This window comes from Lacinutrix sp. Hel_I_90, from assembly GCF_000934685.1.
In the GTDB taxonomy this organism is placed as follows: domain Bacteria; phylum Bacteroidota; class Bacteroidia; order Flavobacteriales; family Flavobacteriaceae; genus Lacinutrix.
This window is the reverse complement of sequence record NZ_JYNQ01000001.1, coordinates 3,555,157-3,580,711: the sequence shown is the minus strand read 5'-3', so window position 1 is coordinate 3,580,711 and position 25,555 is coordinate 3,555,157. Positions and strand designations below refer to the sequence as shown.

Annotated in this window: 20 protein-coding genes; 12 read left to right on the top strand and 8 right to left on the bottom strand. The window is 35.4% G+C overall.

The window, feature by feature from the left end:
* Window positions 1-26: 26 nt before the first annotated feature.
* The 6 genes from GQ46_RS15930 to GQ46_RS15905 all read left to right on the top strand — a co-directional run bounded on the left by GQ46_RS15930 (window position 27) and on the right by GQ46_RS15905 (window position 8,029).
* Entirely contained in the window at window positions 27-1,838 is a 1,812-nt protein-coding gene (locus GQ46_RS15930; protein ID WP_044403860.1) for an acyl-CoA dehydrogenase family protein, read from the top strand.
* 91 nt (window positions 1,839-1,929) lie between these two features.
* Window positions 1,930-3,258, top strand: a complete 1,329-nt coding sequence (locus tag GQ46_RS15925; protein ID WP_044403856.1) for a M28 family peptidase — start codon at window positions 1,930-1,932, stop codon at window positions 3,256-3,258.
* A 10-nt stretch (window positions 3,259-3,268) separates the two neighbouring features.
* Window positions 3,269-4,918, top strand: coding sequence for a M1 family metallopeptidase (locus GQ46_RS15920; RefSeq protein ID WP_044403854.1), 1,650 nt, complete (start codon window positions 3,269-3,271; stop codon window positions 4,916-4,918).
* Complete coding sequence (locus GQ46_RS15915; RefSeq protein WP_044403851.1) at window positions 4,918-5,490, top strand: YdeI family protein; 573 nt, start codon at window positions 4,918-4,920, stop codon at window positions 5,488-5,490. The genes GQ46_RS15920 and GQ46_RS15915 overlap by 1 nt, the downstream gene beginning before the upstream one ends.
* A gap of 59 nt (window positions 5,491-5,549) precedes the next feature.
* Window positions 5,550-6,461 carry a transporter substrate-binding domain-containing protein gene (locus GQ46_RS15910; protein ID WP_044403847.1) on the top strand — a complete coding sequence of 304 codons (912 nt, stop codon included), beginning with the start codon at window positions 5,550-5,552 and terminating at the stop codon, window positions 6,459-6,461.
* A gap of 356 nt (window positions 6,462-6,817) precedes the next feature.
* Window positions 6,818-8,029, top strand: coding sequence for a bifunctional alpha/beta hydrolase/OsmC family protein (locus tag GQ46_RS15905; RefSeq protein WP_044403843.1), 1,212 nt, complete (start codon window positions 6,818-6,820; stop codon window positions 8,027-8,029).
* Here GQ46_RS15905 and GQ46_RS15900 read toward each other — a convergent pair.
* Entirely contained in the window at window positions 8,026-9,492 is a 1,467-nt protein-coding gene (locus GQ46_RS15900) for a sigma 54-interacting transcriptional regulator (RefSeq protein ID WP_044403840.1), read from the bottom strand. The genes GQ46_RS15905 and GQ46_RS15900 overlap by 4 nt on opposite strands.
* Window positions 9,493-9,563: 71 nt before the next feature.
* Window positions 9,564-10,691, bottom strand: coding sequence for a VWA domain-containing protein (locus GQ46_RS15895; RefSeq protein ID WP_044403837.1), 1,128 nt, complete (start codon window positions 10,689-10,691; stop codon window positions 9,564-9,566).
* A gap of 111 nt (window positions 10,692-10,802) precedes the next feature.
* Between GQ46_RS15895 and GQ46_RS15890 the strand changes: the two genes are divergently transcribed.
* The 4 genes from GQ46_RS15890 to GQ46_RS15875 all read left to right on the top strand — a co-directional run bounded on the left by GQ46_RS15890 (window position 10,803) and on the right by GQ46_RS15875 (window position 16,123).
* On the top strand, window positions 10,803-14,027 hold the full coding sequence (locus GQ46_RS15890; protein ID WP_044405236.1) for a hypothetical protein: 3,225 nt from the start codon (window positions 10,803-10,805) through the stop codon (window positions 14,025-14,027).
* Between the two features lie 151 nt (window positions 14,028-14,178).
* Window positions 14,179-14,763: a superoxide dismutase family protein gene (locus GQ46_RS15885; protein WP_044403834.1), complete on the top strand. Its 585-nt coding sequence runs from the start codon at window positions 14,179-14,181 to the stop codon at window positions 14,761-14,763.
* A 23-nt stretch (window positions 14,764-14,786) separates the two neighbouring features.
* Window positions 14,787-15,317 (top strand): RNA polymerase sigma factor, encoded by a 531-nt coding sequence (locus GQ46_RS15880; protein ID WP_044403831.1) that lies wholly within the window; start codon window positions 14,787-14,789, stop codon window positions 15,315-15,317.
* On the top strand, window positions 15,317-16,123 hold the full coding sequence (locus GQ46_RS15875; protein WP_044403829.1) for an anti-sigma factor domain-containing protein: 807 nt from the start codon (window positions 15,317-15,319) through the stop codon (window positions 16,121-16,123). The genes GQ46_RS15880 and GQ46_RS15875 overlap by 1 nt, the downstream gene beginning before the upstream one ends.
* A 617-nt stretch (window positions 16,124-16,740) precedes the next feature.
* Here the strand turns inward: GQ46_RS15875 and GQ46_RS15870 are convergent.
* The 4 genes from GQ46_RS15870 to GQ46_RS15855 form a co-directional block, all read right to left on the bottom strand.
* On the bottom strand, window positions 16,741-18,990 hold the full coding sequence (locus tag GQ46_RS15870) for a TonB-dependent receptor domain-containing protein (protein ID WP_044403826.1): 2,250 nt from the start codon (window positions 18,988-18,990) through the stop codon (window positions 16,741-16,743).
* Between the two features lie 23 nt (window positions 18,991-19,013).
* Window positions 19,014-20,288: a lipopolysaccharide assembly protein LapB gene (locus GQ46_RS15865; RefSeq protein WP_044403824.1), complete on the bottom strand. Its 1,275-nt coding sequence runs from the start codon at window positions 20,286-20,288 to the stop codon at window positions 19,014-19,016.
* 82 nt (window positions 20,289-20,370) lie between these two features.
* The gene (locus GQ46_RS15860) at window positions 20,371-20,934 is read right to left on the bottom strand and encodes a DUF4331 family protein (protein ID WP_044403822.1); all 564 of its coding nucleotides are present in this window, start codon (window positions 20,932-20,934) and stop codon (window positions 20,371-20,373) included.
* A gap of 29 nt (window positions 20,935-20,963) precedes the next feature.
* Window positions 20,964-21,617 (bottom strand): DUF4331 family protein, encoded by a 654-nt coding sequence (locus GQ46_RS15855; protein ID WP_044403819.1) that lies wholly within the window; start codon window positions 21,615-21,617, stop codon window positions 20,964-20,966.
* Between the two features lie 153 nt (window positions 21,618-21,770).
* Between GQ46_RS15855 and GQ46_RS15850 the strand changes: the two genes are divergently transcribed.
* Window positions 21,771-22,970 (top strand): LETM1-related biofilm-associated protein, encoded by a 1,200-nt coding sequence (locus tag GQ46_RS15850; RefSeq protein ID WP_044403816.1) that lies wholly within the window; start codon window positions 21,771-21,773, stop codon window positions 22,968-22,970.
* Window positions 22,971-23,122: 152 nt separating this feature from the next.
* Window positions 23,123-24,274: a T9SS type A sorting domain-containing protein gene (locus GQ46_RS15845; protein ID WP_044403813.1), complete on the top strand. Its 1,152-nt coding sequence runs from the start codon at window positions 23,123-23,125 to the stop codon at window positions 24,272-24,274.
* A 59-nt stretch (window positions 24,275-24,333) separates the two neighbouring features.
* On the opposite strand, the gene GQ46_RS15840 is transcribed toward GQ46_RS15845, so the two are convergent.
* Complete coding sequence (locus GQ46_RS15840; RefSeq protein ID WP_044403810.1) at window positions 24,334-25,089, bottom strand: LytTR family DNA-binding domain-containing protein; 756 nt, start codon at window positions 25,087-25,089, stop codon at window positions 24,334-24,336.
* 115 nt (window positions 25,090-25,204) lie between these two features.
* Window positions 25,205-25,549, bottom strand: coding sequence for a 2TM domain-containing protein (locus GQ46_RS15835; RefSeq protein ID WP_044403808.1), 345 nt, complete (start codon window positions 25,547-25,549; stop codon window positions 25,205-25,207).
* Window positions 25,550-25,555: the final 6 nt, after the last annotated feature.

Sequence of the window (25,555 nt, the reverse complement as noted above, 5' to 3'; positions counted from 1 at the left end):
CTCTTTCTTCTCTAATCAAAAAAAACATGGAAGCAACTCAAGAAAAAGATTTATTAAGAGGCGGTCAATTCTTAGTAAAAGAAACAAAATGTGAAGACGTTTTTACACCTGAAGATTTTTCAGAAGAACAAACGATGATGAAAGAAGCGGTTATGGAATTTAATGAGCGCGAAATTATTCCACACAAAGCCCGATTTGAAGCTAAAGATTTTGCACTAACTGAAGAAGTGATGCGTAAAGCTGGCGAACTAGGGTTTCTAGGTGTTGCCGTCCCAGAAGAATATGGTGGATTGGGAATGGGATTTGTTTCTACGCTTTTAACTTGTGATTATATTTCAAGTGGAACGGGTTCTTTTAGTACTGCTTTTGGTGCACATACAGGTATTGGTACTATGCCAATTACCTTATATGGTACAGAAGCTCAAAAACAAAAATACGTCCCTAAATTGGCTACTGGCGAATGGTTTGGTGCTTACTGCTTAACAGAACCAGGGGCTGGATCTGATGCTAACTCAGGAAAAACAACGGCTGCCCTGTCTGAAGACGGTAAGTCTTATAAAATTAACGGACAAAAAATGTGGATCTCAAATGCAGGGTTCTGTAGTTTGATGATTGTTTTTGCACGTATAGAAGACGATAAAAACATTACAGGATTCATTGTAGAGTATGATGGAAAAAATCCTAATGGTATTACTTTAGGTGAAGAAGAACACAAATTAGGTATTCGCGCTTCCTCTACACGCCAGGTATTTTTTAATGACACCGTTGTTCCTGTAGAAAACATGTTAGCGGGCCGTGGTGAAGGTTTTAAAATTGCAATGAACGCACTTAACGTTGGTCGTATTAAATTGGCTGGTGCTTGTTTAGATTCACAACGTCGTATTTTAACAACTGCTGTGCAATATGCAAATGAGCGTAAGCAGTTTAATACACCTATTGCTGATTTTGGAGCTATCAAAGTAAAATTAGCAGAAATGGCAGCAAGTGCTTACGCTGGTGAATCTGCAACCTATAGAGCATCTAAAAACATTGAAGACCGCATCGCTTTACGTCAGGCTGCTGGAAACACGCACCAGGAAGCTGAGCTTAAAGGGGTTGAAGAATATGCTATAGAATGTTCAATATTAAAAGTAGCCGTTTCTGAAGATGTACAAAACTGTGCAGATGAAGGTATCCAGATTTTTGGTGGTATGGGATTCTCTGAAGAAACGCCAATGGAATCTGCTTGGAGAGATGCACGTATTGCCCGTATTTATGAAGGGACAAACGAAATCAACAGAATGCTCTGTGTAGGTATGCTAGTGAAAAAAGCAATGAAGGGTCAAGTAGATCTTTTAGGTCCTGCACAAGCTGTACAAGAAGAATTGATGGGCATTCCATCTTTTGAAACGCCAGATTATTCTGAATTGTTTTCAGAAGAAAAAGAAATGATTAAGAAGCTTAAAAAGACGTTCTTAATGGTCGCCGGTGGCGCCGTTCAAAAATATGGTCAGAATCTTGAAAAGCACCAACAATTATTAATTGCTGCTGCAGACATCTTGATAGAAATTTATATGGCTGAATCTGCTATTTTAAGAACAGAAAAAAATGCTAAACGTTTTGGTGAGGCCTCACAATCGGTTCAAATAGCGATGTCAAAACTATACTTATATCACGCTGTTGATATTATAGAAGAAAAAGGAAAAGAAAGTATTATTTCTTTTGCTGAAGGCGATGAACAACGTATGATGTTAATGGGATTAAAGCGTTTCACAAAGTACGCTAACTACCCAGACATTGTAGATTTACGTAAGGAAGTTGCTGAGAAAGTTAAAGCAGAAAACAAATACTGTTTCTAAACATAATTATTAGTTTTAATTACCTTGAAAAAGCTGTTTCAGAAATGAAGCGGCTTTTTTATTTTTAGTACTTTAGAGAAAAATTCATTTGATGAAGTACTATCTTTTCTCTTTTTTACTTTTTTCAATAGTACTCTCCGCGCAAACCAATCAAAAAATTTATGATATCATCGGGGCGGTTTCTGCAGAAAGGATAGAAAAAGACATTCAAACCTTAGTTAATTTTGGCACAAGGAATACGTTTAGTGACACCCTATCAAACACGAGAGGTATTGGTGCTGCCCGACGTTGGATAAAATCTGAGTTTGATAGTATTTCAAAAGCATGTGATCACTGTTTAAAAGTCTTCTATCAAAAAGATTTGGTCACTAAAGAAGGTAATCGTCGCGTGCCACATGACGCTTGGGTCGTTAACGTTGTTGCGATTCAAAAAGGCACAAAATATCCAAACCGCTATATTATAATGAGTGGTGATATTGATTCTCGAGGTAGTGACACTATGGAATTTACAAAAGATGCCCCTGGAGCTAATGATAATGCTTCTGGAATGGCAGGCACCATTGAGGCAGCTCGGGTATTATCAAACTATACATTTGAAACTAGTATCGTCTATCTTGGGCTTTCTGGTGAAGAACAAGGGTTGTTTGGTGGTGCAGGATTTGCACAATATGCTAAAGCTAATAATTGGGATATTATTGGGGTGTTAAATAATGACATGATTGGAAACATTAAGGGCGTTGATGGTGTTATTGATAACCGCAGCTTCAGGATTTTCTCTGAGCCAGTGCCAGCAAACGAAACAGAAAAAGAACGAAAAAGGCGTCGGTTTTATGGTGGTGAAGTTGATGGTATTTCGCGTCAATTAGCACGTTATGTGCATAAGAATGTAAACATCTATATGCCAGAAATGAACCCAATGATGATCTACAGATTAGATCGTTTTGGTCGTGGCGGGCATCATCGCCCATTTAACGACCTGGGGTTTGCAGGCATTCGTATTATGGAAGCCCACGAAAATTATACGCAACAACATCAAGACCTCCGTGAAGAAAATGGTCTTGCATATGGTGATATTATTGCACATGTAAATTTTGAGTATGCAAAAAAATTAACGGCTGTTAATGCATTAAATCTGGCCAGTTTAGCGTCTGCCCCACCGGCGCCAAAAAACGTCACTATTGGTGGTATCGTAGAACCTTCAGTAAAATTAAAATGGGATAAAGTAGACGGGGCTGTAGGTTATAAAATCTATTGGAGAGCTACCACATCGCCAACCTGGGATTATAGTCGCTATGTTGGTGATGTATCAACATTTCTATTACAAGGGATTGTGATTGACAATTATTTCTTCGGAATCGCTTCCGTAGGAAAAGACGGCTTTGAAAGCCCAGTGGTATTTCCAAATCAAATCATGAAATAATTAGAAAAAAATGAATAAAACTTTTCTATCAATCGTAACATTAGGCCTTGTATTTTGTTCCAGTTTAAAAGCTCAGGGTTTACTTGAAGACAAAAACACTTTCAGCAAACAGGACACACTTCGAGGTACTATTACGCCAGAACGCGAATGGTGGGATTTAACCTATTATCATTTAGATATCGCAATCAATCCAGACGAAAAGACCATTTCTGGAAAGAACACCATACACTATAAAGTATTGAAACCAAATCAGGTACTACAAATAGATTTACAACCACCATTGGAACTTACAAAAGTGCTTCAAAATGGTAAGGAATTAGCCATAAAACACGATGGGAATGCGCATTTTATAACCCTCAAAGACCTCCAAAACATTGGTGACATTAATACCCTAGAAGCCCATTATAAAGGGCATCCCAAAGAAGCCGTCAATGCCCCATGGGATGGCGGTATTTCATGGAAAAAAGATGCTAACAGGAATCCTTTTATAGCCTCGTCTTGTCAAGGCCTGGGCGCGAGCGTTTGGTGGCCTAATAAAGACCACATGTACGACGAAGTAGACAGTATGCTCATTAGCGTAAATGTTCCAAAAGATTTGATGGATGTTTCAAATGGCAGATTGAGAAAAATTGAAGATAAAGAGGATGATACCAAAACCTACCATTGGTTTGTAGATAACCCCATAAATAATTATGGTGTTAATATCAACATTGGGGATTATGCTAATTTCTCTGAAGTTTATGAGGGTGAAAAAGGGGATTTAGATATGAATTACTATGTCTTAAAAGACAATTTAACGCAGGCGAAGGAACATTTTAAGGATGCTCCAAAAATGATGAAAGCCTTTGAGCATTGGTTTGGGCCTTATCCTTTTTATGAAGATAGCTTTAAATTAGTAGAAGTGCCCTATTTAGGCATGGAACATCAAAGTTCTGTAACTTACGGCAACCAATACCTGCAAGGCTATTTGGGTAAAGATTTGTCTCAAACGGGATGGGGGCTTAAATTCGATTTTATCATTATACATGAATCTGGCCATGAGTGGTTTGCTAACAACATTACCTATAAAGATATCGCAGATATGTGGATTCATGAAAGCTTCACTGCCTATTCTGAAAATTTGTTTTTAGATTATTACTATGGAAAAGAAGCATCGGCTGATTATGTTATTGGCACACGAAAAAACGTGAGCAACGACAAACCTATTATTGGTAAGTATAATGTAAATAGTGAAGGCTCGGGAGACATGTATTACAAAGGCGCAAACATGCTTCACACCTTACGCCAATGGGTTAATGATGACGAAAAATGGCGCAGTATATTGCGTGGTTTAAACAAAACCTTTTACCATCAAACAGTAACTACCAGTCAAATAGAAAACTATTTAGCCGAAGCTTCTGGTTTGGAGTTAAACGCCTTTTTTAATCAGTATTTAAGAGCTATTCGTATTCCTATTCTGGAATATTCCATAGAAAAAAAATCTCTTAGATACAGATGGACTAATACCGTAGCTGATTTCAAAATGCCCATACGCATTAAAACAGGCGACAAAGAACAATGGATTACACCAACTTCAAAATGGCAAAAATTAAAAATGGCTTCCAATAAAATGCCCTTTACTACTGACAGGAACTTTTATGTTGAATCTAAATCATTGTAATGGCATTAGAAGAACATTATTTTAAAAATGATAGCGCATGGCGTGAATGGCTGCATGATAATCATGATAATGATAATGGCATTTACCTCATCTTTTTTAAAGTAGCACACGACAATGAGAGTATGCGCTGGGAAGAAGCTGTAAAAGTTGCGTTGTGTTATGGTTGGATTGATAGTACCGTGAAAAGCTTAGGTAATGGAAAACGCAGGCAATATTTCTGTAAACGCAGTTCTAAAAGTGTTTGGAGTGCCTTAAATAAAAAGCACATTGAAGCATTACTTGCTGAAAACTTAATCCATGAAAGTGGTTTAAAAAGCATTGCGATTGGAAAGAAAAATGGTTCATGGACTGCCTTAGACGCTGTTGAAAACGGAGTGATTCCCAAAGATTTAAAACTTCAATTTGATGTAAACAAAAAGGCTTTAGAAAATTACAATAATTTTGCCCCGTCCTATAGAAAAAGCTATTTATATTGGTTAAACCAAGCCAAACGTGAGGAAACCAGACAAAAGAGAATTTTAGAAATTATTAAACTTTGTCATGAAAACGTGAAATCAAGAAATAATTGGTAAAATTTAAGTGTTCATTTTTAAATAAAATATAGTAAATTGAGGGAACCAACGCTATTAAAATGAAAAACCAGCCTTTTCTTCTATTCTATTTTTTTCTTTTATGCTGTAGTATCTCACTATTTAGCTGTACTTCTAAAACGCAATTATCGAAAGTAGAAGAAAATTACTTATCTCAAAATCCAGACATCACAGTTGGTATTTATATATACTATCCCCCTTTTGAATTTATAACTGAAAATGGGCAGGTTAATGGAATATTAATAGAATATTTTAATAAGTTAGAAAGTAATATAGGCCATACTTTTAAAAAAAAATACTATACCGATTGGCAACTATTAATAGATGATCAAAAAAAAAATAAGATTGATGTTATTCTTGAAATTCAAAGTACTGAAGAAAGACGCAAGTATTTAAATTTTACTAAACCTGTTTTTATTGGTAGGCATATTATACTAACCAAAAATGACAGTCAAAATAAAAAAATCACAGATTTATATGGTAAGAAGGTTTGTGTTTGCGAAGACTACTCTATAGAAGAATATATAAGGAACAAACATCCAGATATCATTCGTGTTTTAAAACCAGATGAAATAGCCTGTATTAATGCCCTTTTCAATAATGAAGTAGAAGCCGTGATTGGAATAGAAAGTGCTATTAATTATTTTATCACTAAAGAAGGTTTTTCTAATTTAACAGTACAAAATGCCATAGCTTATAAAAGTGAATTAAGCTTTGGCATTAGTAAAGGCAAGCCCATACTTACAGATATTATTAAGAAAGGTAATAACTCTATCACAGTTAAAGAAAAAGATGAAATTCTTAACAAATGGCTTTATGATTTACCCCAGCCTTTTGATAAAAAAGCCCCTTATTATAAAAAATTAGTCTCTGGTTTATCTGTTTTATTTGTTTTATCATTCCTATTAAACCTCTACTTAATAATGAAGTTAAAGGCATTTAAAAAAAAATAATCAAAGACAAGTTTTACTATTATTAGAAACCGTACTGAAAACTACATAACAACGATCTCAATTATAAATATTACAAAAAGAGCATAGCGGTTTCAGAGCTAATGAAAATATTAGTTTTTTAAGAGGTGACACAGTTTTTGAAACCAATACATATAAAAGGTTTTCTTTCTATTATTGAAGACTATAAATCTAAAATGATAGCAATTAAACAGAAACTAAGACCTGGTATCACTAAGGTCTTAAGCTAAATTTTAGTGCTTCAAAATGTTAGAGGAAATTATTTTAGACGACGAAGAGCTCGTGTGCGCAAAAAAAGAATTTCGTTACAATACAAACAGTGCTTAATTTTATAAAACATGAACATTCAAAACGTATCTTTTTTAAACTCGGAAAAACAAACACTGGTGGGGCGATTAGAACTACCAATAAATCAGCACCCTCATAACTATGTCATTTTTGCACATTGTTTCACCTGTACTAAAAACTTATCTGCCGTTAAAAACATAAGCCGCGCATTAACTGCAAATGGCTTTGGCGTATTACGTTTTGATTTTACGGGATTAGGTGAAAGTGACGGTGATTTTGAGAATACTAATTTCTCTGGAAACGTTGAAGATTTAATAAGTGCCGCAAGTTTTTTAAAAGAAAATTATGCTGCTCCTACACTGCTTATCGGACATTCTTTAGGGGGAACAGCAGCTGTTTTTGCCAGCGCTAAAATAGCGTCTATTAAAGCCATTGCAACTATTGGTGCGCCTTCCAACCCAAAACACGTTCAACACTTATTACAAAGCAGCCTTGCTGAAATTAAGACTAATGGCAAAGCGAAGGTTAATTTAGGTGGTCGCGAGTTTACAATAAAAAAACAATTTTTAGACGATTTAGAAAATCAGTCGTTACCTGAAGTTGCAAAAAACTTACGCAAAGCCTTATTAGTGATACATTCGCCACAAGACACCATAGTAGCCATACAGAATGCAGAAGCCCTTTATATTGCCGCGCATCATCCAAAAAGTTTCATTTCTATAGACGGAGCAGATCATCTGCTCATGCGAAAAGAAGACTCTAATTATGTAGGTCGTATAATTGCTAATTGGGCTAAGCGTTACGTCGATACCCCAAAAAACGAACAACCAGCAACAAAACATCAAGTCATTGCGAGCTTAGACGCAGCTGATGGTTTCACAACACTTATGAAAGTAGGCAATCATTATATGACCGCAGATGAACCTGTAAGCTATGGCGGAAACGATTTTGGCCCTTCACCTTATGAATTAGTCTCTGCAGGTCTTTCTGCATGTACAGCTATGACTATTCAAATGTATGCAACACGTAAAGGTTGGAAGGTAGAGAACGTAGAGGTCCATACCAGCTATGGTAAAGTGCATGCTGCAGATTGTGAAAACTGTGAAAACACTGCTGCAAAAATAGACACTTTCAATCGTGAAATTAAATTAACAGGGGCTTTAGACAGTAAACAAAGAGAACGACTACTACAGATTGCCAATAAGTGCCCTGTTCATAAAACCCTACACAATGAAGTGCAGATCATCACTAAAATTGTTTAAATGCCACTTATAAAACTACCATAAGGGTCTTTAAACTGAATCCCTTCTGTAAATCTGTATTTGCTTAATTGCTTGTACTCTACTAAAGCCCAAAGCACGAATTCTTTAACAAAATAGCTTTCTGCTTTTGTTGTATTTGGTTGATGTTCTGCTAACAAATCATCTAAAGGTGTTACCGTATCCAACAAGGCTTTATATTCTTTATCGCTTAAACCATCCAGCAACTCAAAACCGTCAGAATTATTAAAAAACCACGAAACCACATCATCATAAGGGCTTTCATCTTCTTGTTTCTTTAACTTTTCAATCTTCGGGAAAAATTCAATAAACAAACTCTTAACGGCTTCGCCAATTAAGTTATAAGCGACTTGTGCTGCACCTTCTTGTTCTCCTTCATATACCAACTCTACTTTACCAGTAATAGCAGGAATAATCCCTAAAAAATCTGATAGTCTAACCGTTGTTTTATCATCTCCTCCTTTTAAAGAACGCAATTCGGCAGTACTTAATAGGTTTTCATAAGCGGTAATACTTAAACGTGCACTTACGCCACTCTTTTCATCTATAAAGTCACTTTCCCGCGCTTCAAATACAATCTGTTCTAATAAATCTTTAGCTAATTCCGGGACGTGAATTTGTTCTTTTTGTCTAGCGTCTAACTTCGCTTCTTGTGCTGTAATTGTTTTTGCAGTCTCAATATCCATAGGATAATGCGTTAAAATCTGCGAGCCTATTCTATCTTTTAAAGGCGTAACAATACTCCCTCTATTGGTGTAATCTTCAGGGTTTGCTGTGAAAATAAACTGCATATCTAAAGGCAGGCGTAATTTAAATCCTCTTATTTGTATATCACCTTCCTGTAAAATGTTAAATAAGGCCACTTGAATTCTGGCTTGTAAATCGGGCAACTCATTAATCACAAAAATACACCGGTTAGCTCTTGGAATCATCCCGTAATGAATCACGCGATCATCAGCATAACTTAATTTCAAGTTTGCCGCTTTTATAGGGTCCACATCACCAATAATATCGGCTACGGTTACATCTGGTGTTGCTAACTTTTCAGCGAAACGCTCACTTCTATGTAGCCATGAAATTGGCGTATCTTCTCCTTTTTCTTTAATTAATTCTATCGCATAACGAGAAATGGGCTGCATTGGATCATCATTAATTTCAGAACCTTCCACGATGGGAATATACGCATCTAATAAATTAAGCATCAATCGTGCTAATCGCGTTTTTGCTTGTCCGCGTAAACCCAAAAAATTAATATTATGTCGCGACAAAATAGCACGTTCCAGTTCTGGAATCACGGTATTCTCATAACCATGAACCCCTTCAAAGGTGGTTTGCTTGTTCTTTATTTTTTCTATTAAATTAGCTCTTAACTCCTCTTTAATCGATTTGCTTTTGTATCCAGATTTTTTTAAATCGCCTAAAGTTTTAATACTTTTTATATCCATAGTTCTTTATATTCTTTTTCATTTGAGTAAGCAAAACGTGTACGGTTTAACTTGTAACTCTTAACTTTCTTTTATCCTTTTATTCTCTTTTTTCTATTCGTTTCGTAATCTTCAAAAATCATTTCACCTAAACCTTTTAAACCGGTATAAAAGGCTTTCCCTTGATTGGCTCGAGTAAACTCCTCTACAAACTGCATAAGATAATTATCTTGCGCAATCATAAAGGTAGTGATGGGAATGTGTAATCTTCTGGCTTGCTGTGCTTGTGCATAGCATTTATTAGTAATGTATGGATTAAGCCCATTACTATCTTTATAATACGTCCCGTCTGGCAATCTTAAACAACTGGGTTTTCCGTCGGTAATCATAAAAATTTGCTTGTTGGTATTCCGTTTTCTACGGAGTAAATCCATAGCTAATTTCAAACCTGCAACCGTATTAGTATGATAAGGCCCCACGTTTAAATAGGGTAAATCTTTAATCTGAATGGTCCAGGCATCGTTTCCAAAAACCAAAATATCTAAAGTATCCTTTGGGTAACGCGTGGTAATTAATTCAGCTAAAGCCATGGCTACTTTTTTAGCCGGTGTAATACGATCTTCACCATATAAAATCATACTATGACTAATATCAATCATAAGTACGGTACTCATTTGAGATTTATGAGTCGTTTCTTCAACCACTAAATCATCTTCTGTCAAGTTAAAATCTGCAATACCATGATTTATTTGTGCATTTCGAAGACTTTCGGTTATAGACACTTTATCTAAACTATCCCCAAACTGATAGTTTCTAAAATCACCGGTGTGCTCATCTCCTATGCCAACACCCTTACTTTTATGATTTCCAGAACCACTTTTTTTTATTTGTCCAAAGATTTGATCTAAAGCCGACTGGCGAATGGCACGTTCTGTTTTTGCAGTAATACCAGTGCCTTTTGAGCCGTCTGGTTTAATTTCTTCGCGAATATATCCTTTCGCTTTTAAGTCTTCAATAAAATCATCAATAGTATACTCTGGTGTCGTTAAATCGTATTCTTTATCCAACTCTCGCAACCAATCTATGGCTTCATCAAAATCCCCTGAAGTATGGGTAATTAACTCTTTAAAAATATCGAAGAGTTTCTCGAAAGGCGACTGTGAAGGTGCTTCGTATTGTTTAAATACAAACCCTTTTCGCATGTTTTTTTCATTTTTCATAGAAGTATAAAAATACGACAATTTTATAGTCTTCTACTCCAGCCTTAACAAGTCTTTATGAAAAAAGAGCCAGATTTTATTACCTTTAGATTCAAATCAAAAAAAAACCGAATGAAACGCATTTTATCGCTAATACTTTTTATTTGTATTACCACCCTTTCTGCTCAAGAATTCTCAATGAACTTATTAAAAAACAATCCGCCAAGAAACATTGGTCCTGGAGGCATGTCTGGTCGTGTAACAGCCATTGATGCTGTGCATAGCAACCCAGACATAATGTTTGTAGGTACTGCCTCTGGCGGCCTGTGGAAATCAACGTCGGGAGGTGTAAAATGGCAACCTATTTTTGACAAGGAAGTAACAGCTTCCATTGGTGCTGTAGCTATTCAGCAATCCAATCCTAGTGTGATTTGGGCAGGTACAGGTGAAGGTAATCCCAGAAACAGTCTAAATGGTGGTTATGGTATTTATAAGTCTTTAGATGGTGGAAAAAACTGGTTGTCTATGGGCTTAGAAAAAACACGCCATATTCATCGTATCGTTATAGACCCTACCAATCCTAATATTGTTTATGTTGCCGCTATTGGAAGTCCTTGGGGAGAACACAGTGAGCGCGGCGTCTATAAAACTAATGATGGAGGTCTTACCTGGAGTAATATCTTATTTGCTAATAACAAAACGGGAGCGGCAGACCTAGTGATGGATCCAACAAATCCAAACAAATTAATCGCCACACTATGGGAACATAAGCGCGACCCTTGGTTTTTTAATTCTGGCGGAGCAGGTTCTGGTTTGCACATCACACATGATGGTGGGAAAACATGGAAAAAGATGACTGAGAAAGAGGGGTTTCCAAAAGGGGATTTAGGGCGTATTGGCGTGGCTATTGCCAGAAACAAACCCAATATCGTCTATGCTTTAGTTGAAGCCAAAAAGAATGCGCTTTATAAAAGTGAAGATGGTGGTTTTAATTGGAAAAAAATCAATGAAAAAAGTGATATCGGGAACAGACCCTTTTACTATTCTGAAATTTATGTGGATCCACAAAATGAAAATCGCGTCTATTCGGTTTTTACTTATATCAATGTTAGTGAAGATGGAGGAAAGAATTTCACACAGTTGATGCCAGCTTACGGCGTAAGTAATGGCGTACACCCAGATCATCATGCCTGGTGGATTCATCCTGAAAATGGAAATTTCATGATTGATGGTAACGATGGTGGTATGAATATTACCAAAGATGGTGGCCAATCTTGGCGCTTTGTAGGTAATTTACCAGTCGCCCAATTTTATCATATTAATGTCGATAATGACTACCCATACAATGTTTATGGTGGCATGCAAGATAATGGTTCTTGGAGAGGTCCTGCTTATGTTTGGCGTGCGCAAGGCATTAGAAATAGTTATTGGCAAGAGATTAGCTTTGGTGATGGTTTTGATGTGATTCCAGACCGTGACGACTCGCGTTATGGCTGGACCATGAGTCAGCAAGGTTACGTCAGTCGCTACGATTGGCAAACGGGTGATAATTATGGCGTAAGGCCAACACATCCTGAGGCCAATGTTTTATTACGTTTTAATTGGAATGCTGCTATAAATAGCGATCCTTTTAATAATAGCACCCTTTATTTCGGAAGTCAATTTGTACATAAATCTACAGACAAAGGAGAGACTTGGACTATTATTTCTCCAGATTTAACTACTAATGATCCTGAAAAACAAAAACAAAAAGATAGTGGCGGATTAACCATTGATGCTACGGGAGCAGAAAACCATTGTACTGTTTTAGTTATCGAACCCTCTCCTATTGAAAAAGACATGCTTTGGGTTGGTACAGATGATGGGCGTGTGCATGTTACTCAAAATGGCGGTAATAGCTGGACAGACGTTAGTAAAAATTTAGTCGACTTACCTAAAGGAAGTTGGATTGTTCAGATAAAAGCCTCTAACAAGAATAAAGGGGAAGCGCTCTTAGTTGCAAACGATTACAGACGCTTTAATTATGCACCCTACGCCTACAGAACAAAGAATTACGGAAAAACATGGGAACGCATTGTTGATGGCAATGATGTAAAAAGCTATGCCCTATGTATTATTGAAGATCTTGAAGCATCCAATCTGCTCTTTTTAGGCACAGATGATGGCCTCTACGTTTCTATAGACACTGGTAATACATGGCTAAAATGGACCGAAGGATTCCCTACGGTTCCTGTAAAAGATTTAGTGATTCACCCACGTGAGCATGATTTGGTTATTGGAACTTTTGGTCGAGCTGCCTGGATTTTGGACGATATTCGTCCGTTACGCGCCATTGCTAATGACCAGCAGGTTTTAACTAAAAAACTAGCCTTGTTTACACCACCAACGGCTTACAAAGCATCTTATCAACAAGCTTCAGGGAGTCGTTTTGGTGGCGATGCAATATTTAGTGGCAACAATCGTGGTTCTGGTGCCCGTTTTCAATACTATATACAAGTTAAAAAACCAACAGAAGACTTAAAAGATAAAGAAGCTAAAAAAACAGAAGATGATGAAGATCTGGATAGTGAAGAAACTCCGAAAGATGAAAACCAAATTAAATGGGATTCAATAACCCTAAATATTTATAATGGAGACAAGCTCATACGTACCCTAAAACAAAAAACACCAGATACTACAGGATTACATACCTGGACCTGGCGTTTACGTGAAAAAGGGGTCGATTATCCTTCCAAAGAGATTAATAAAAATAAAAGAGAACCTGGTGGCATAGAAGTAAAAGCAGGGACTTATCGTACAGTAATAACCTATGGCAATCAAACTGCAGAAACACAGATTACTGTTAAAAACGACCCCCGAATTGCGGTTTCTGAACAAAATGAAGATGCTGTTTATTCCACTTTAAAAACTATAGAAACTATGAGGCAAACCGCTGCAGATGCCATGCAGCAACTAGCCGAAAGTAAAGAAATAGCCTCTAAATTTCAAAAAGAATTAAAAGCCTTAGACGCAAAAAAATACAAGGAAGAGATAACGGCTTCAAAAGACATTATCAAAAAAATTGAGGAACTTCAGGATATTTTCTTCGGAAAAGAAGATGAAAGACAAGGTATTACGCGTAGTTCTATTCCAACGGTAAATTCTAGAATTGGTTTGGCTTCAAGCTATATAGGTTCACGTAAAAATGGCATAACAACTACTGAAACAACCTTACTAAAGCATGCAAAAACAGCACTAGATGATTTACTTTCAAAAATTAACAGCTTCTATGAAAGCGATTGGAAAGCATACCAACCTAAAATGGAAGCCTTAGACCTTTCCCTTTTTAAACCCACTAAAACTTTTAAATTAAAATGAGAAGTCCTGCTCTGAAGAACAATAACAGGTTTTTTTGCTGCGTAATTAAGCGCAGTAGCACAGATCACAAATCGCTCTTAAAAGTCCTTTAGAATTTGCAATTGACTAATTATCTCGTTAACTTTCAGACTTAATCAAAACAAAAGATAACATGAAAAAATTAATTCTATTAGCTTCAGTTTTTGCTTTATTATTTACAACTGGCTGTAAAAAAAATGTTAAAGAAAAAAATGAGCCCATTACAGAAATAGAAAAGGATGAACCTATTGTAGAAGCAGTAAAAAATGCAAAGGTAAGATTAACAATGGCGTCTAAGAGTGAGAGCTCTGTAAAAGGCAATATTGTCTTTAATCAAGAAGATGGCAAAGTTGCTATGGTCGCATTATTAGAAGGTTTAGATCCAGGACAACATGCAATACACTTACATGAAAAAGCAGACTGCTCTTCAGACGATGGAAAATCTTCAGGTGGTCATTGGAACCCCACAAACCAACCGCATGGAAAATGGGGAGATACTGCGGGTTACCACAAAGGAGATATTGGTAATTTTACTGCAGACGATAAAGGGATGGCAGTAGTTAATTTTTCTACAGACGAATGGTGTATTGGTTGCGGTGATGCAAACAAAGACATTCTTGGAAAAGCAGTAATTGTACACCAAGGCGTAGATGATTTCACCTCTCAACCTAGTGGTGCTGCAGGAAGCCGTGTAAGTTGTGGTGGAATCATTCAATAAAAAGTAATATTAAATAAAAATAGATGCAATTAGACACCCTAATCGTCAATTTTCAGAATAAAGATGAAAAAGCATTTGAAGCACTTTACAATATGTATAGTGAAAGCATGCATGGCGTAATTTACAATATCGTAAGAGATCATGATATTGCTCAAGAACTTATGCAAGATGTCTTTATAAAAGCTTGGAATAAAGCCGATAGCTACAATGCCCAAAAAGGGCGTTTTTTTACTTGGATTCTTAATATCGCTAGAAATACAGCCATAGACAAGACCCGTTCTAAAAGCTTTAAAAACAGTTCTAAAAACCTTAATGCAGAATATTTCGTAGATATACTGCCTACGCATGAAAGCCTTAACGATTCTACCGATGCCATTGGTATCGCAAAGTTTGTGACAAAGCTAGCCGAAAACTGTAAAAAGGTCATCGAACTTTTATACTTTAAAGGCTATACACAGAAAGAAGCATCAGAAGCGCTAGACATGCCAATAGGTACAATTAAAACTAGAAATAGAAATTGTATTAGCGAATTAAGACAAATGGTTTTAGAATAATGGATACACAAGATTATATAAACAGCGGAATTTTAGAGCTCTATGTAGCTGGAAAATTATCAGATGAAGAAAATCTGGAAGTTTACAATATGATGTTAAAACATACTGAAGTCCTTCAGGAAGTTTTAAATATTGAATCTGCAATTGTTAAGTTAACGGCACAGGTTTCACCTGGAAACTCACAACAAATTTTTAATACCATAAAAAAAGCGTTAGGTTTTAACGGTGATTCAAATGAAACGAAAGTCGTTTCTATGACTAACAACAAATCCAATTGGTTTACTTATACCGGTTGGGCAGCTTCTATTGTATTGGCGGGTGGATTATTATGGATGGTTAACCAAAACCAGTCTTTAAATTCACAAATTGAAACGGTACAGACCTCTAAAGAATTTTTAGAAATTCAAATAGAAGATTTAAATTCTGATTTAGTAGATACCAAGCAAATTCTAAACGTCTTTAGAGATAAAAATATCATAACAATACCTCTGGCAGGTCAGGCTGTTTATCCTGAAGGCTATGCAAAAGTGTATTGGGATAAAACAGATGACACCGTCTATTTAGATTTACAAGGCTTACCAGAACCCCCGGAAGGAAAAGTCTATCAGGTCTGGTCCTTAACACTAAATCCATTAGCGCCAACGAGTTTAGGTACTATTGATGATTTTAAATCGGATACTAATAAAATATTCCGTTTAGAAAACACGAACGAATCTCAAGCCTTTGGTATTACTTTAGAGCCAGCTGGTGGTAGCGCTTCGCCAACTATGGAACAATTGTACTCTTTAGGTGTGATTGACGCTTAGAAAAGAAATAACCTTATATAAATTAGCGAAAAGCTCAGACTAACCTCTGAGCTTTTTTTATGACTGAATTTTATTCGTTTTATAACGTAAGGAACCACTAACTTAAGTGTAATGACTACTGTTTTATTTTATGGGTTTAAACCCCTCCTGAAAGCTTTAAAGAACCATGCACGTTCGATAGACGATTAAAATAGTGACGATTGAGCAATAAGCACCAAAACTATTATACCTCCCGAATTAACCCAACAAATAGAACTCCCATAGAGTCCGCTATTTTTGAAGCTTTACCAATTCTAATAGACCAATAAAGAAACCATATTATTAAAAAAACAAAGCCCAGACAACTTGTCTGAGCTTTTTTATGAAATGATTTTATCCCTTAAATTAAATACACCTCATTGAATTTAATTAACACATTGCATTTTAATTTTTCGTTATGAAGGTAAAAGGAAAGTCCCTGCGTATCTCGTTAGATAAATAAGCAGGAAACTTTCACATCAACCAACAAAAAACAAACAAAAATTATCTAATTCATAGCGTTAGAATTATAATAGTGTAGGTTATAATTTTTGTAATTTAATATACCTACGTAAAAAAAACGCAGGCGGTTTTATATTTTAAAAATTATAGGTTAAGGTTGCTTTTGCACTAAACGGTGTCCCCGGAGTGAAATGAATTTCTTCTACAGATGCTACTTCGTTTTCTAATCTTGATTCCGTTAAGAATTGTGTTTCATTCCATTCTGTATCAAAAATGTTTTCGACAGAAACACCTAAACTCAAATTTTTATTTACTTTATAGTTTACATTAAAATCGGTTACAAAATAGCCTTCAGCGGTTACAGAGTCTGTTTCATTTGCGGCTCTATCTCCTAGATAACGATATCTCATACCTCCAGAAAAACCTTTGTAATCATTTAATGCTAAGCCTCCAACCCATGTGAAAACGGGTGCTAGCGGAATATAATTTTCTCCCTCTGGCTCCTCAATACTTCGCGCTTTAGTTAGTGTGGCATCTGTATCGAAATAGAGGTAATCGTTAAATTGATAGCGCAAGCCTAAATCGACACCAAGACGACGTGTTTTACCGCTAGGCTCCACAATTCCTGCATCACCCACGTAAACAAATTCCTGATCTAAATGTAAAAACCAAGCCGTTGCATTAACTACCAAATCTGGTACTGGCTTATAAACTGCACCAAAATCAACGCCGTAAGCTTTAGGTAAAACATCTTCACCGTTTCTTTTCACCACCACTCTGGTGTCATTAGAATGAAAACCAATGCCTGATTTTAGGAACCATTGCAACTGTTCATTTTGTTTAAATAAAATATTAAGTTTTGGGAGTAATGCGGTCTTCGTTTGAGATGCTGTTTTATAATTCTCTGCCAATGCATCGTTATACAAGAATTTGAAATATTCCAAACGTAATCCTGGAGTAACTTTAAACTTGCCAAAATCGAATGCGGCTTTATAAAATCCGAAAAAATTAGTTTGATTTATATCGCCAAGCTGAATAAAATCTAAAGTTGTATTTCTATTTAATGTATGTGATAATTCAATATCATCCACAGTATCAAAGCGCAAACCTATTCCGGCTGTAGTATTTAGCTTAGAAAAACTTAGGTCTTTTTTAGTGTTCAGTTGTGCGTTAAACCCAAAAATATTCCGATCTTCTTTTTGTTTAATCTGATCTCCATTAATCGCATCTTCTAAAAAGAATGTGAAATTTGAATACAATTCGAAATCATAATGCGAATAAAACACGTTTGATTTTATTGATGTCGTTTCATTAAGGGTTGAAAAATATTCTACGTTTACGTTAGACCTGCTTGTATTTCCACCTTCTGTATCGTCTACCGCACCAAATCTATCGATGGTGCCATTTTCTACCAAGCGTTCTGGTATTTGACCAGACGCATCCCAACGACTATTAAAATGAGATAAAGTAACTGCTACCCTATCATTTTCATTGATAAAGGCAGCATATTTTCCAAAGATATTTAAACGATTAAAATTTTGTGGTGATTTAAAAGGGCCATCTGTTTCTATGTACTCAATACCTATATAGGCATTATCACTTTTAGCATTATCTATTAAATTGAATAATCCTAAAGTGCGTATACTGTTGAACTGACCATATGATAATTTTATGGTATTCTCATTGAGTCTATTCTTCGTTTTAAAATCGACATAGCCTGCTGTAGTGAAATCTCTGGCTTCAGCGTAATAGGGGCCTTTTCCAAAATTTATATTTTGAATGGTCTCAGGAATTAAAAAGTGTAAATCACTATACCCTTGCCCATGTGCATGTGACACATTGTTTACAGGGATGCCATCTACATTAATTGAAATATCGGTACCATGATCGATATCAAAACCCCTAAGAAATAGTTGCTCTGCTTTACCTCCACCAGCATGCTGCCCTATAATTAATCCAGGAACTTTTCGTAAAATTTCCTGAGAAGAATTAATTGGGTTTGTTTCAAGATCTACTTTTACAAGTGCATTTAATACACTTTTTTCTTGCTTTAAAACTAGCTCATCCAGTTTAAAAATATTTCGTTCAAGAGCGACATATAGTGTTTTAGTCAAATCTTCTTGAGATAGTACGATTTTAGTTTTTTTAAACCCTAATAGTCCTATGGATAAAGTATCTCCTATCTTATTGTTTTCAAGTACAAAATACCCGTTTTCACTGGTGTGAGAATGGTTTTTACTATTTAAGTTATAAACATACGCATTCCCAAGAGGTTGTGTATATGTATCGTATACAACTCCTTTTATTTGTTGTGCAGTACTAAATTTTGAACTTAGAAAAACGGTTAAGATAAAAGCTACAGACAGTAAGCTTTTATATGATTTCATTAGTTGATTGGGATTAGAGTTATTTAAAGTTGCTTTATTTTTAATGCCATTACAGGTCCTAGTTCATAAGCCGCTGACAAAAGTTCTTCCTTTAAAGGTTTTACTTTTTCTTGTCTATTGTTCGCCTTATAAACTTCAGCTAAATGATAAAGAGCCACTGGTTCGTAGGTTTTATCAACAACATGATTTTCCATAATCTCTAATGCTTTAGAGCTATTTCCTTTATGTAATTGTGACCAGGCTAATAAATCGTAGGATTGTGCTGTCGCTCTGTTTTCAATTTCACGTTGCGCAATAGCTAGGGCTGAGTCTGGTTTTTTTTCAGCGAATAATTCTACATTATAGGCATTATACATTTCGCCATACTGTTTGTTTTTAACGGCTTCTTCATAACGGTTTAAATAAGCGTCCTTCATATTATCATCCTTCAAGTATTCTGAAATCTCTGCTTTTAGTAAATAATAATCTGGAGCGTTATAAACTGTAGTAATAGCATTTAAAATACGTAATGCTTCCTCAGGATTTTTTTCATGAGAATACACAATCCAGGCAATACCTTTTTTAGCGTAGGCATCGTTAGGATTTAATGCTAATGCTTTTAAGAAATAATTGTATGATTTCTGGATTTGACCGTCATGACCATAAAAATCTGCAATATTGGTGTAAGCCCATTGCATGGTGCTTTTTATCTTTGATGATTCGGCTTTAGCCATCGCTTGTTCCATATATTTAATAGCAGCAGTCAGATTCCCTTTATGGTCATTCCATTTTGCCGTTCTTATTAAATAATCGAAACTATTTAAATCTACTACCTGTTCTAAATAGTGTTTTGCTTGATCGTCGTTACCTAATTCCATATGAACATCAAATAACATTTTTTGTGTGCTTTCAAGGTCTTCAGAAAGCACTTCTGCCTTCTCTAATAGCGTTAAGGCTTCCTTAAAGCGGTGCTGAGAAATATAATTTCTGGCTAGTGCACGAAGGTAAGAGGATGTATTATGGTTTGTTTTTTCGTTTAACAATTTTAAACTGTTTTCAGCTTCAATTAAATAGTTAATATCACCTGTAATACTGAACAACTGTGTTTGTGTTCCTGAAATTTTAGCTAAATATGAAAACTGATTAGGTGCTTTTTCTAACTTATTTACCCAAAAAGTATGATCGGTTTTTGCATTTACTAAAGCGATGTTCTCAGCTGTTAAGAAAACATTGTAATCTTCAGCCTGCGTTAGCTTTTCGGTTTTAGTGTTGCAACTAAAAAGTAGTAACACCAAAAGTGCATATAGACTTGTTTTCATTGTTTTGTTTGTTTGTTTTGTTGTAAAAAATAAAAAAGCTAGAGCATCTCGAAAAAAACACTCTAGCTTTACATTTAATCTTCTAGAAAGGAGAAGCTAAATATGGAAATGAGCTTAAGAATGTTTTATCGTTACCATCTACATGGTCATCACTTAATGCTGGATTCTCAGTAAAATCTTCACCTCCAAAAATTAATAATAACTCTACAGTAATAACATCGTCTGCAAGCGCACGACCTGTTAACACGTTGGTGCCATCATAAAATGTTGTGGTTCCATCTAAAGAGATGTTTAATACATCTGTAGCTAATAAACTTGTAAAAGCTGCTGCATCTTGTCCTAAAGCATTTTGATCGCCAGGATTAGCAAATGCAGGACTTAAACCTGTTAGATTTGTTTCAAACATGCTTTGAAATGCTGCATCTTGAGCAGAAGGTATTGTTGTGTTAAATGAATTTTTACTTCCCGCAGACACAAATACTGTATTAACTGCTGGTCTTCCCATTTGGTCATCTTGTGTGTAAGTTCCAGAAAAGTCAATACCAGTTGGTCCTTGTGGTGTCGTGGTGTTATCGTCATCATTAGAGCAATTAAATGCTACCGCAGAGATCAATAAGGCATATACTATTGTTTTTATATTTTTCATGATTCTATATTTTTATAAGTTGATTATTATTATTTAGACTTAGTTTCTACCCAAGCACTAATGTTTCCTGTTCCACCAATTAATGTTTTTGGCACTTCAATAACAATCGACATTACATTTGATCCAGCAAAAGTATCTGTTCCCGGATTGTTAAAGCCTCCTGGTGCATTACCACTAAGAATTGCAGAATATTGATTAAAGTCAAAGAAGAAAGGATCATCTCTTGGTCCAGCAAATACCATGACGCCATTACTACCTGTTGCCGTTACTGCAGTAGAGCCGTAAGCTGTAATATCAACAGATGTTTGTACAGCACTCGTTTGAATAACACTATTCAATCCTGTAGTTGAAGGAGCTACTGGTCCGAAAACATACAGCTTTCCATTTCTAGGAATGGCTTGTAAAACTAAATCCTCGACATTATCGCCGTCTGTATCAATATTAATTTCAACTAAAACGTTTTCATCAAATGCTGCAGCAGCTGTTGCTGTAGGACTTAATAATCCTTGAACATTTGCTACAAAAGCAATATTGTTTGTGTTTTCACCTTGAAAGGCATAGAAATCTGTGATATCACTTGTACCACCTTGTACTGCTGGAGCATCAATGTGATCTGCAGCTACCATAAAGAAACCTGCAACCGCGATTGCTGAAGCTCCTAATAAAATTTTAATTTTTTTCATAATAAATTGAGATTTGTTGTTAATTATTTTTTGGTTCTCGCCTATATTTACGCAAATAAGTAAATAGCGGTTTTGTTAAAATTGTGTTAACACTAAAAACCATTGAAAATTTATTAATAAATCAATTAGTTTGATAACTCTAATGAAATAATTGTGAACCCATCTGCTAACGGTTGGATAAAAAAAATGTTCTCTTTTATTAAAAACAGCGACCCTGCGTTTAATAATTACAATGAGCTGTACTATAGTCTTAGGGCGAATGGCTTTATTTATGGTCTGGTAAAATCTATACCAGATTATATTGTTCATGAGCACCAATACTCTCAAGATGAAATTATAAAAGTGAATCTTTTTGATGCGCTATACCATATCTATTGTTTTCATACAAATACAAAAACGATAGACTTTGAGAGTTTTGTTAATACACTGCTTGCATTCTATAAGGAGATGGAAGTTTCAGACTTATCTATTTGGGACAAATTATTAATAGGAAAGAATAATTTTTCAATTTTAGAACGTATTATTCATACAAGAGTCTTTATAGACAATAATTTTATTACAAAGAATTTTAATAAGGCCACAACAAGTGCGCTATTATTTATAGATGTTCTTGCCTTTCAAAAGTATTTAAACACACCAACTAATATCAACATCTATGCTGCAAGCATAGAAACTATGGTGGTAAACATTACTTATAATGCTTTAAGTTTTAGGCAGAAAAATGCCATTGCAGACAGAGATGTTTTAAAGAAAATAAAAGAATCTATCGCGTATATTAAGACCAATAGGAAAGATTTTAATTTATTCTATCGCAATGCATTAGAAACCGATTATAGTGCTGAGGAAAAAAAACACTTTCTTGATATCGCTTGCTTGGCTATACGGCAAGACCTGTCTACCTCGGAGCAAGACAATTATTTTATTAAATCTATTGGTACAGATATGCACTTATCTGAAGAAAGCATCAATGATTCTCTAGAACATATGGCCAGTTTTTATACTGAAAACAAAAACTTATTTCTACTATTTAAATCCTCAGACCCTTTAAGCAATTTCTATTATAATTCTACGCGATTGGCGTCAAAACTCATCAAAAGAAATAGCAAACGCATCTTTAAAGAGTTAACTCAAAGCAAAGAGTTAATGATTTTATTAACGCAAGCTACTACCAGAGAACTAACTAAAGAAGAGCAGACCAAAGTACAGCTACAGCTATTAGAAATTTTTAAAACCATTCCTAGTTTAGCTATTTTCATATTACCTGGTGGTGCTATTTTATTACCCATAGTTATGAAGTTGATTCCTAAAATGTTGCCCTCTACTTTTGATGATAATAGAATTGATAAAGAGTAATTCTTAAACAAGCTAAAATCTTATTTACTCAATAAAAAGCACACGTCACGCATTCAAACGGGCTGTTCACTCATTTTGACTTTTGTTTAACAATAAATTAATGCAATTTAACACTCTGAAAATCAGTTTATTAACCAGTTAAACCATTAATTATGAAAAAAATTATTCTTTTAATTGCAGCACTATGCTGTTTATTAACCAATGCACAAACCGTATCGACTTTTTTAAACGACAGTAATAGTATTGTTGATGACGCTATGACTTTCGACGCACAGGGCAACTTATACGGCTCTAATTTTGCTGGTAACAGCGTCTATAAAATTACTCCAAGTGGAGAAGCCAGCGTTTTTATTTCTGGCTTAGCAAATCCTAACGGTTTGGCTTTTGATTCACAGGGCGCCCTTTTTGTTGTAGAATATTCTGCTTCAAAAATTCATAAGTATGCACCAAATGGCACGCTTATAGAAAGTTTTAATGTCACAGACGGTGTCGCATCAAATCTCATTAAAGCGCACGATAGTGATGCTATGATTTTTACTAATGTAGTAGACCACAGTATCAATAAATTAGAAACAGATGGCACTATTACCAAACTTTTTACGGGAGCACCGTTGGATGTTCCTGTTGGTTTAGCTTACGATAATAACGGAAAACTTTATATTGGAAATTATTTAAACCGAGAAATTTATCAACTAAAAAACAACGGGACTGTAAAATATATTGCTACCATTCCAGACTCTGGAACAAATTTCCCTTATTTAGGGTTTATAAGCTATGCCAACAACCTGTTGTGGGCCACCAATTATGGAGAACACAAAATCTACACGGTTAAGCCTCACAAATTAGACGATGTTGCTGTTTTTTCTGGAAGTACAATTGGAACCACGGACGGAGATATTTCTGAAGCGACCTACACGTATCCTGCCGGAATTATTTATAATCCTACCGAAGATGCATTATACGTGAGTCAATATTTTAATGGGAGTGTGAGAAAAATTTCAGAGATCTCAAGTTATGAAAGACCAAAATTAAAATTTAGGCTCTTTCCTAATCCTGCTCACTATTTTACTATCGTTAAGGGAATATTGCCAGATGCAGGCGACTATACTGTCTCTATATATGATATGTCTGCCAACTTAGTATATGAAGCCAACGAAACCAGTAATTTTGGAAGGCTCTTCTATAAAAAAATAAAGATTAGTGATTTAAACTTAGTGAGTGGCAGCAACAATCCAAGTGGTTCCTATATTGTGAAAATAACTTCAGGAATTACAAGCCAATCGAAACTATTGCTAGTGTATTAATTTGTTTGTTTTAGTACTGCTGCTTTACTTTATAAAAAGAAAAAGAAGAGCAGCAGTACTTATTCTAACCACGTTTTAAAATCCTTTACGCGCTCCCGAGCGACAATAACATCCTGTTCCTTATAACTGTTTAATTTGATCTGAAGTCTAGAGTTGGTATAACTCACCATGTCTTTGATAGCATGGATGTTTACAAAGAATTTCCTATTAACCCGGAAGAACTGAGTGGGCATGAGCTCTTCTTCTAAAGTATCAAGTGAGAGATCTATTAAATAATTTCGGCCTTCATTAGTATATAGGTAGGTCCCTTTATTTTCACTAAAAACACACTCTATAGCATCAACATTAATTAACTTTAAATGCTGACCGACTTTTACCGAAAATCGTTTTTTATACTCCCGTTCTACAGGGTTTACCAGTAGTTTTTTAATATCATTAAAATCTAAAGTCACCTGTTGCTTCTCTGGTAATCTGTCTTTAAATTTTGAAAGAGCTGTTTCTAGTTCTTCATCATCTATTGGTTTTAATAGATAATCAATACTGTTTAACTTAAAGGCTTGCAAAGCATACTCATCATAAGCGGTGGTGAAAATTATTGCAGACTTTATTTCTACAACATCAAAGATTTCAAAAGACAGGCCGTCACTTAATTGAATGTCTAAAAATATGAGATCCGGGTGTTCGTTTTGCTTGAACCAGGTGATTGCTTCTTCTACAGAATGCAATAGCGTTTCTGCTGTAACACCTATAGTTTGTAACATACGCTGTAAACGTCGTGCTGATGGTTTCTCGTCTTCTATTATAATTACTTTCATAGTGGATTATTCGGTTATTGGACTGTTGGGCTGTTGGACTGTGGGATTAGTGGGTGACAAATTGGTGTTACCGTTTTCTAATAATTTTTCAACTTTTAGCTTTTGCCTAAACATATTATTCCCAACGCCTTTTATCATCATCCATATACTTCTCAATCTGTCGCTGTTCCCACTCTTTTCCAAATATTAAATTTTTTCCGAAAATGCTCAAAAAATGAAAAAACAAGCCAATACCCCAAAAAATGGCAGTAGAAAAAGTTGTAAAACTAAATAGTGGTTGACTTGAATTACGTGTCATGGTCACTATTAAGAAGATATTTATGACGATGTAGACTACTGCATGGATGTACAGGCCTCTTATCTTATCTACTCGCTTTTTAGCTCTTAAATAGGCCTCTTCTTGCTCAAAATTCTTATGTGAATCGGCTTCGCGGTATGAATCTATTTTATAATTGTCCATTGTATT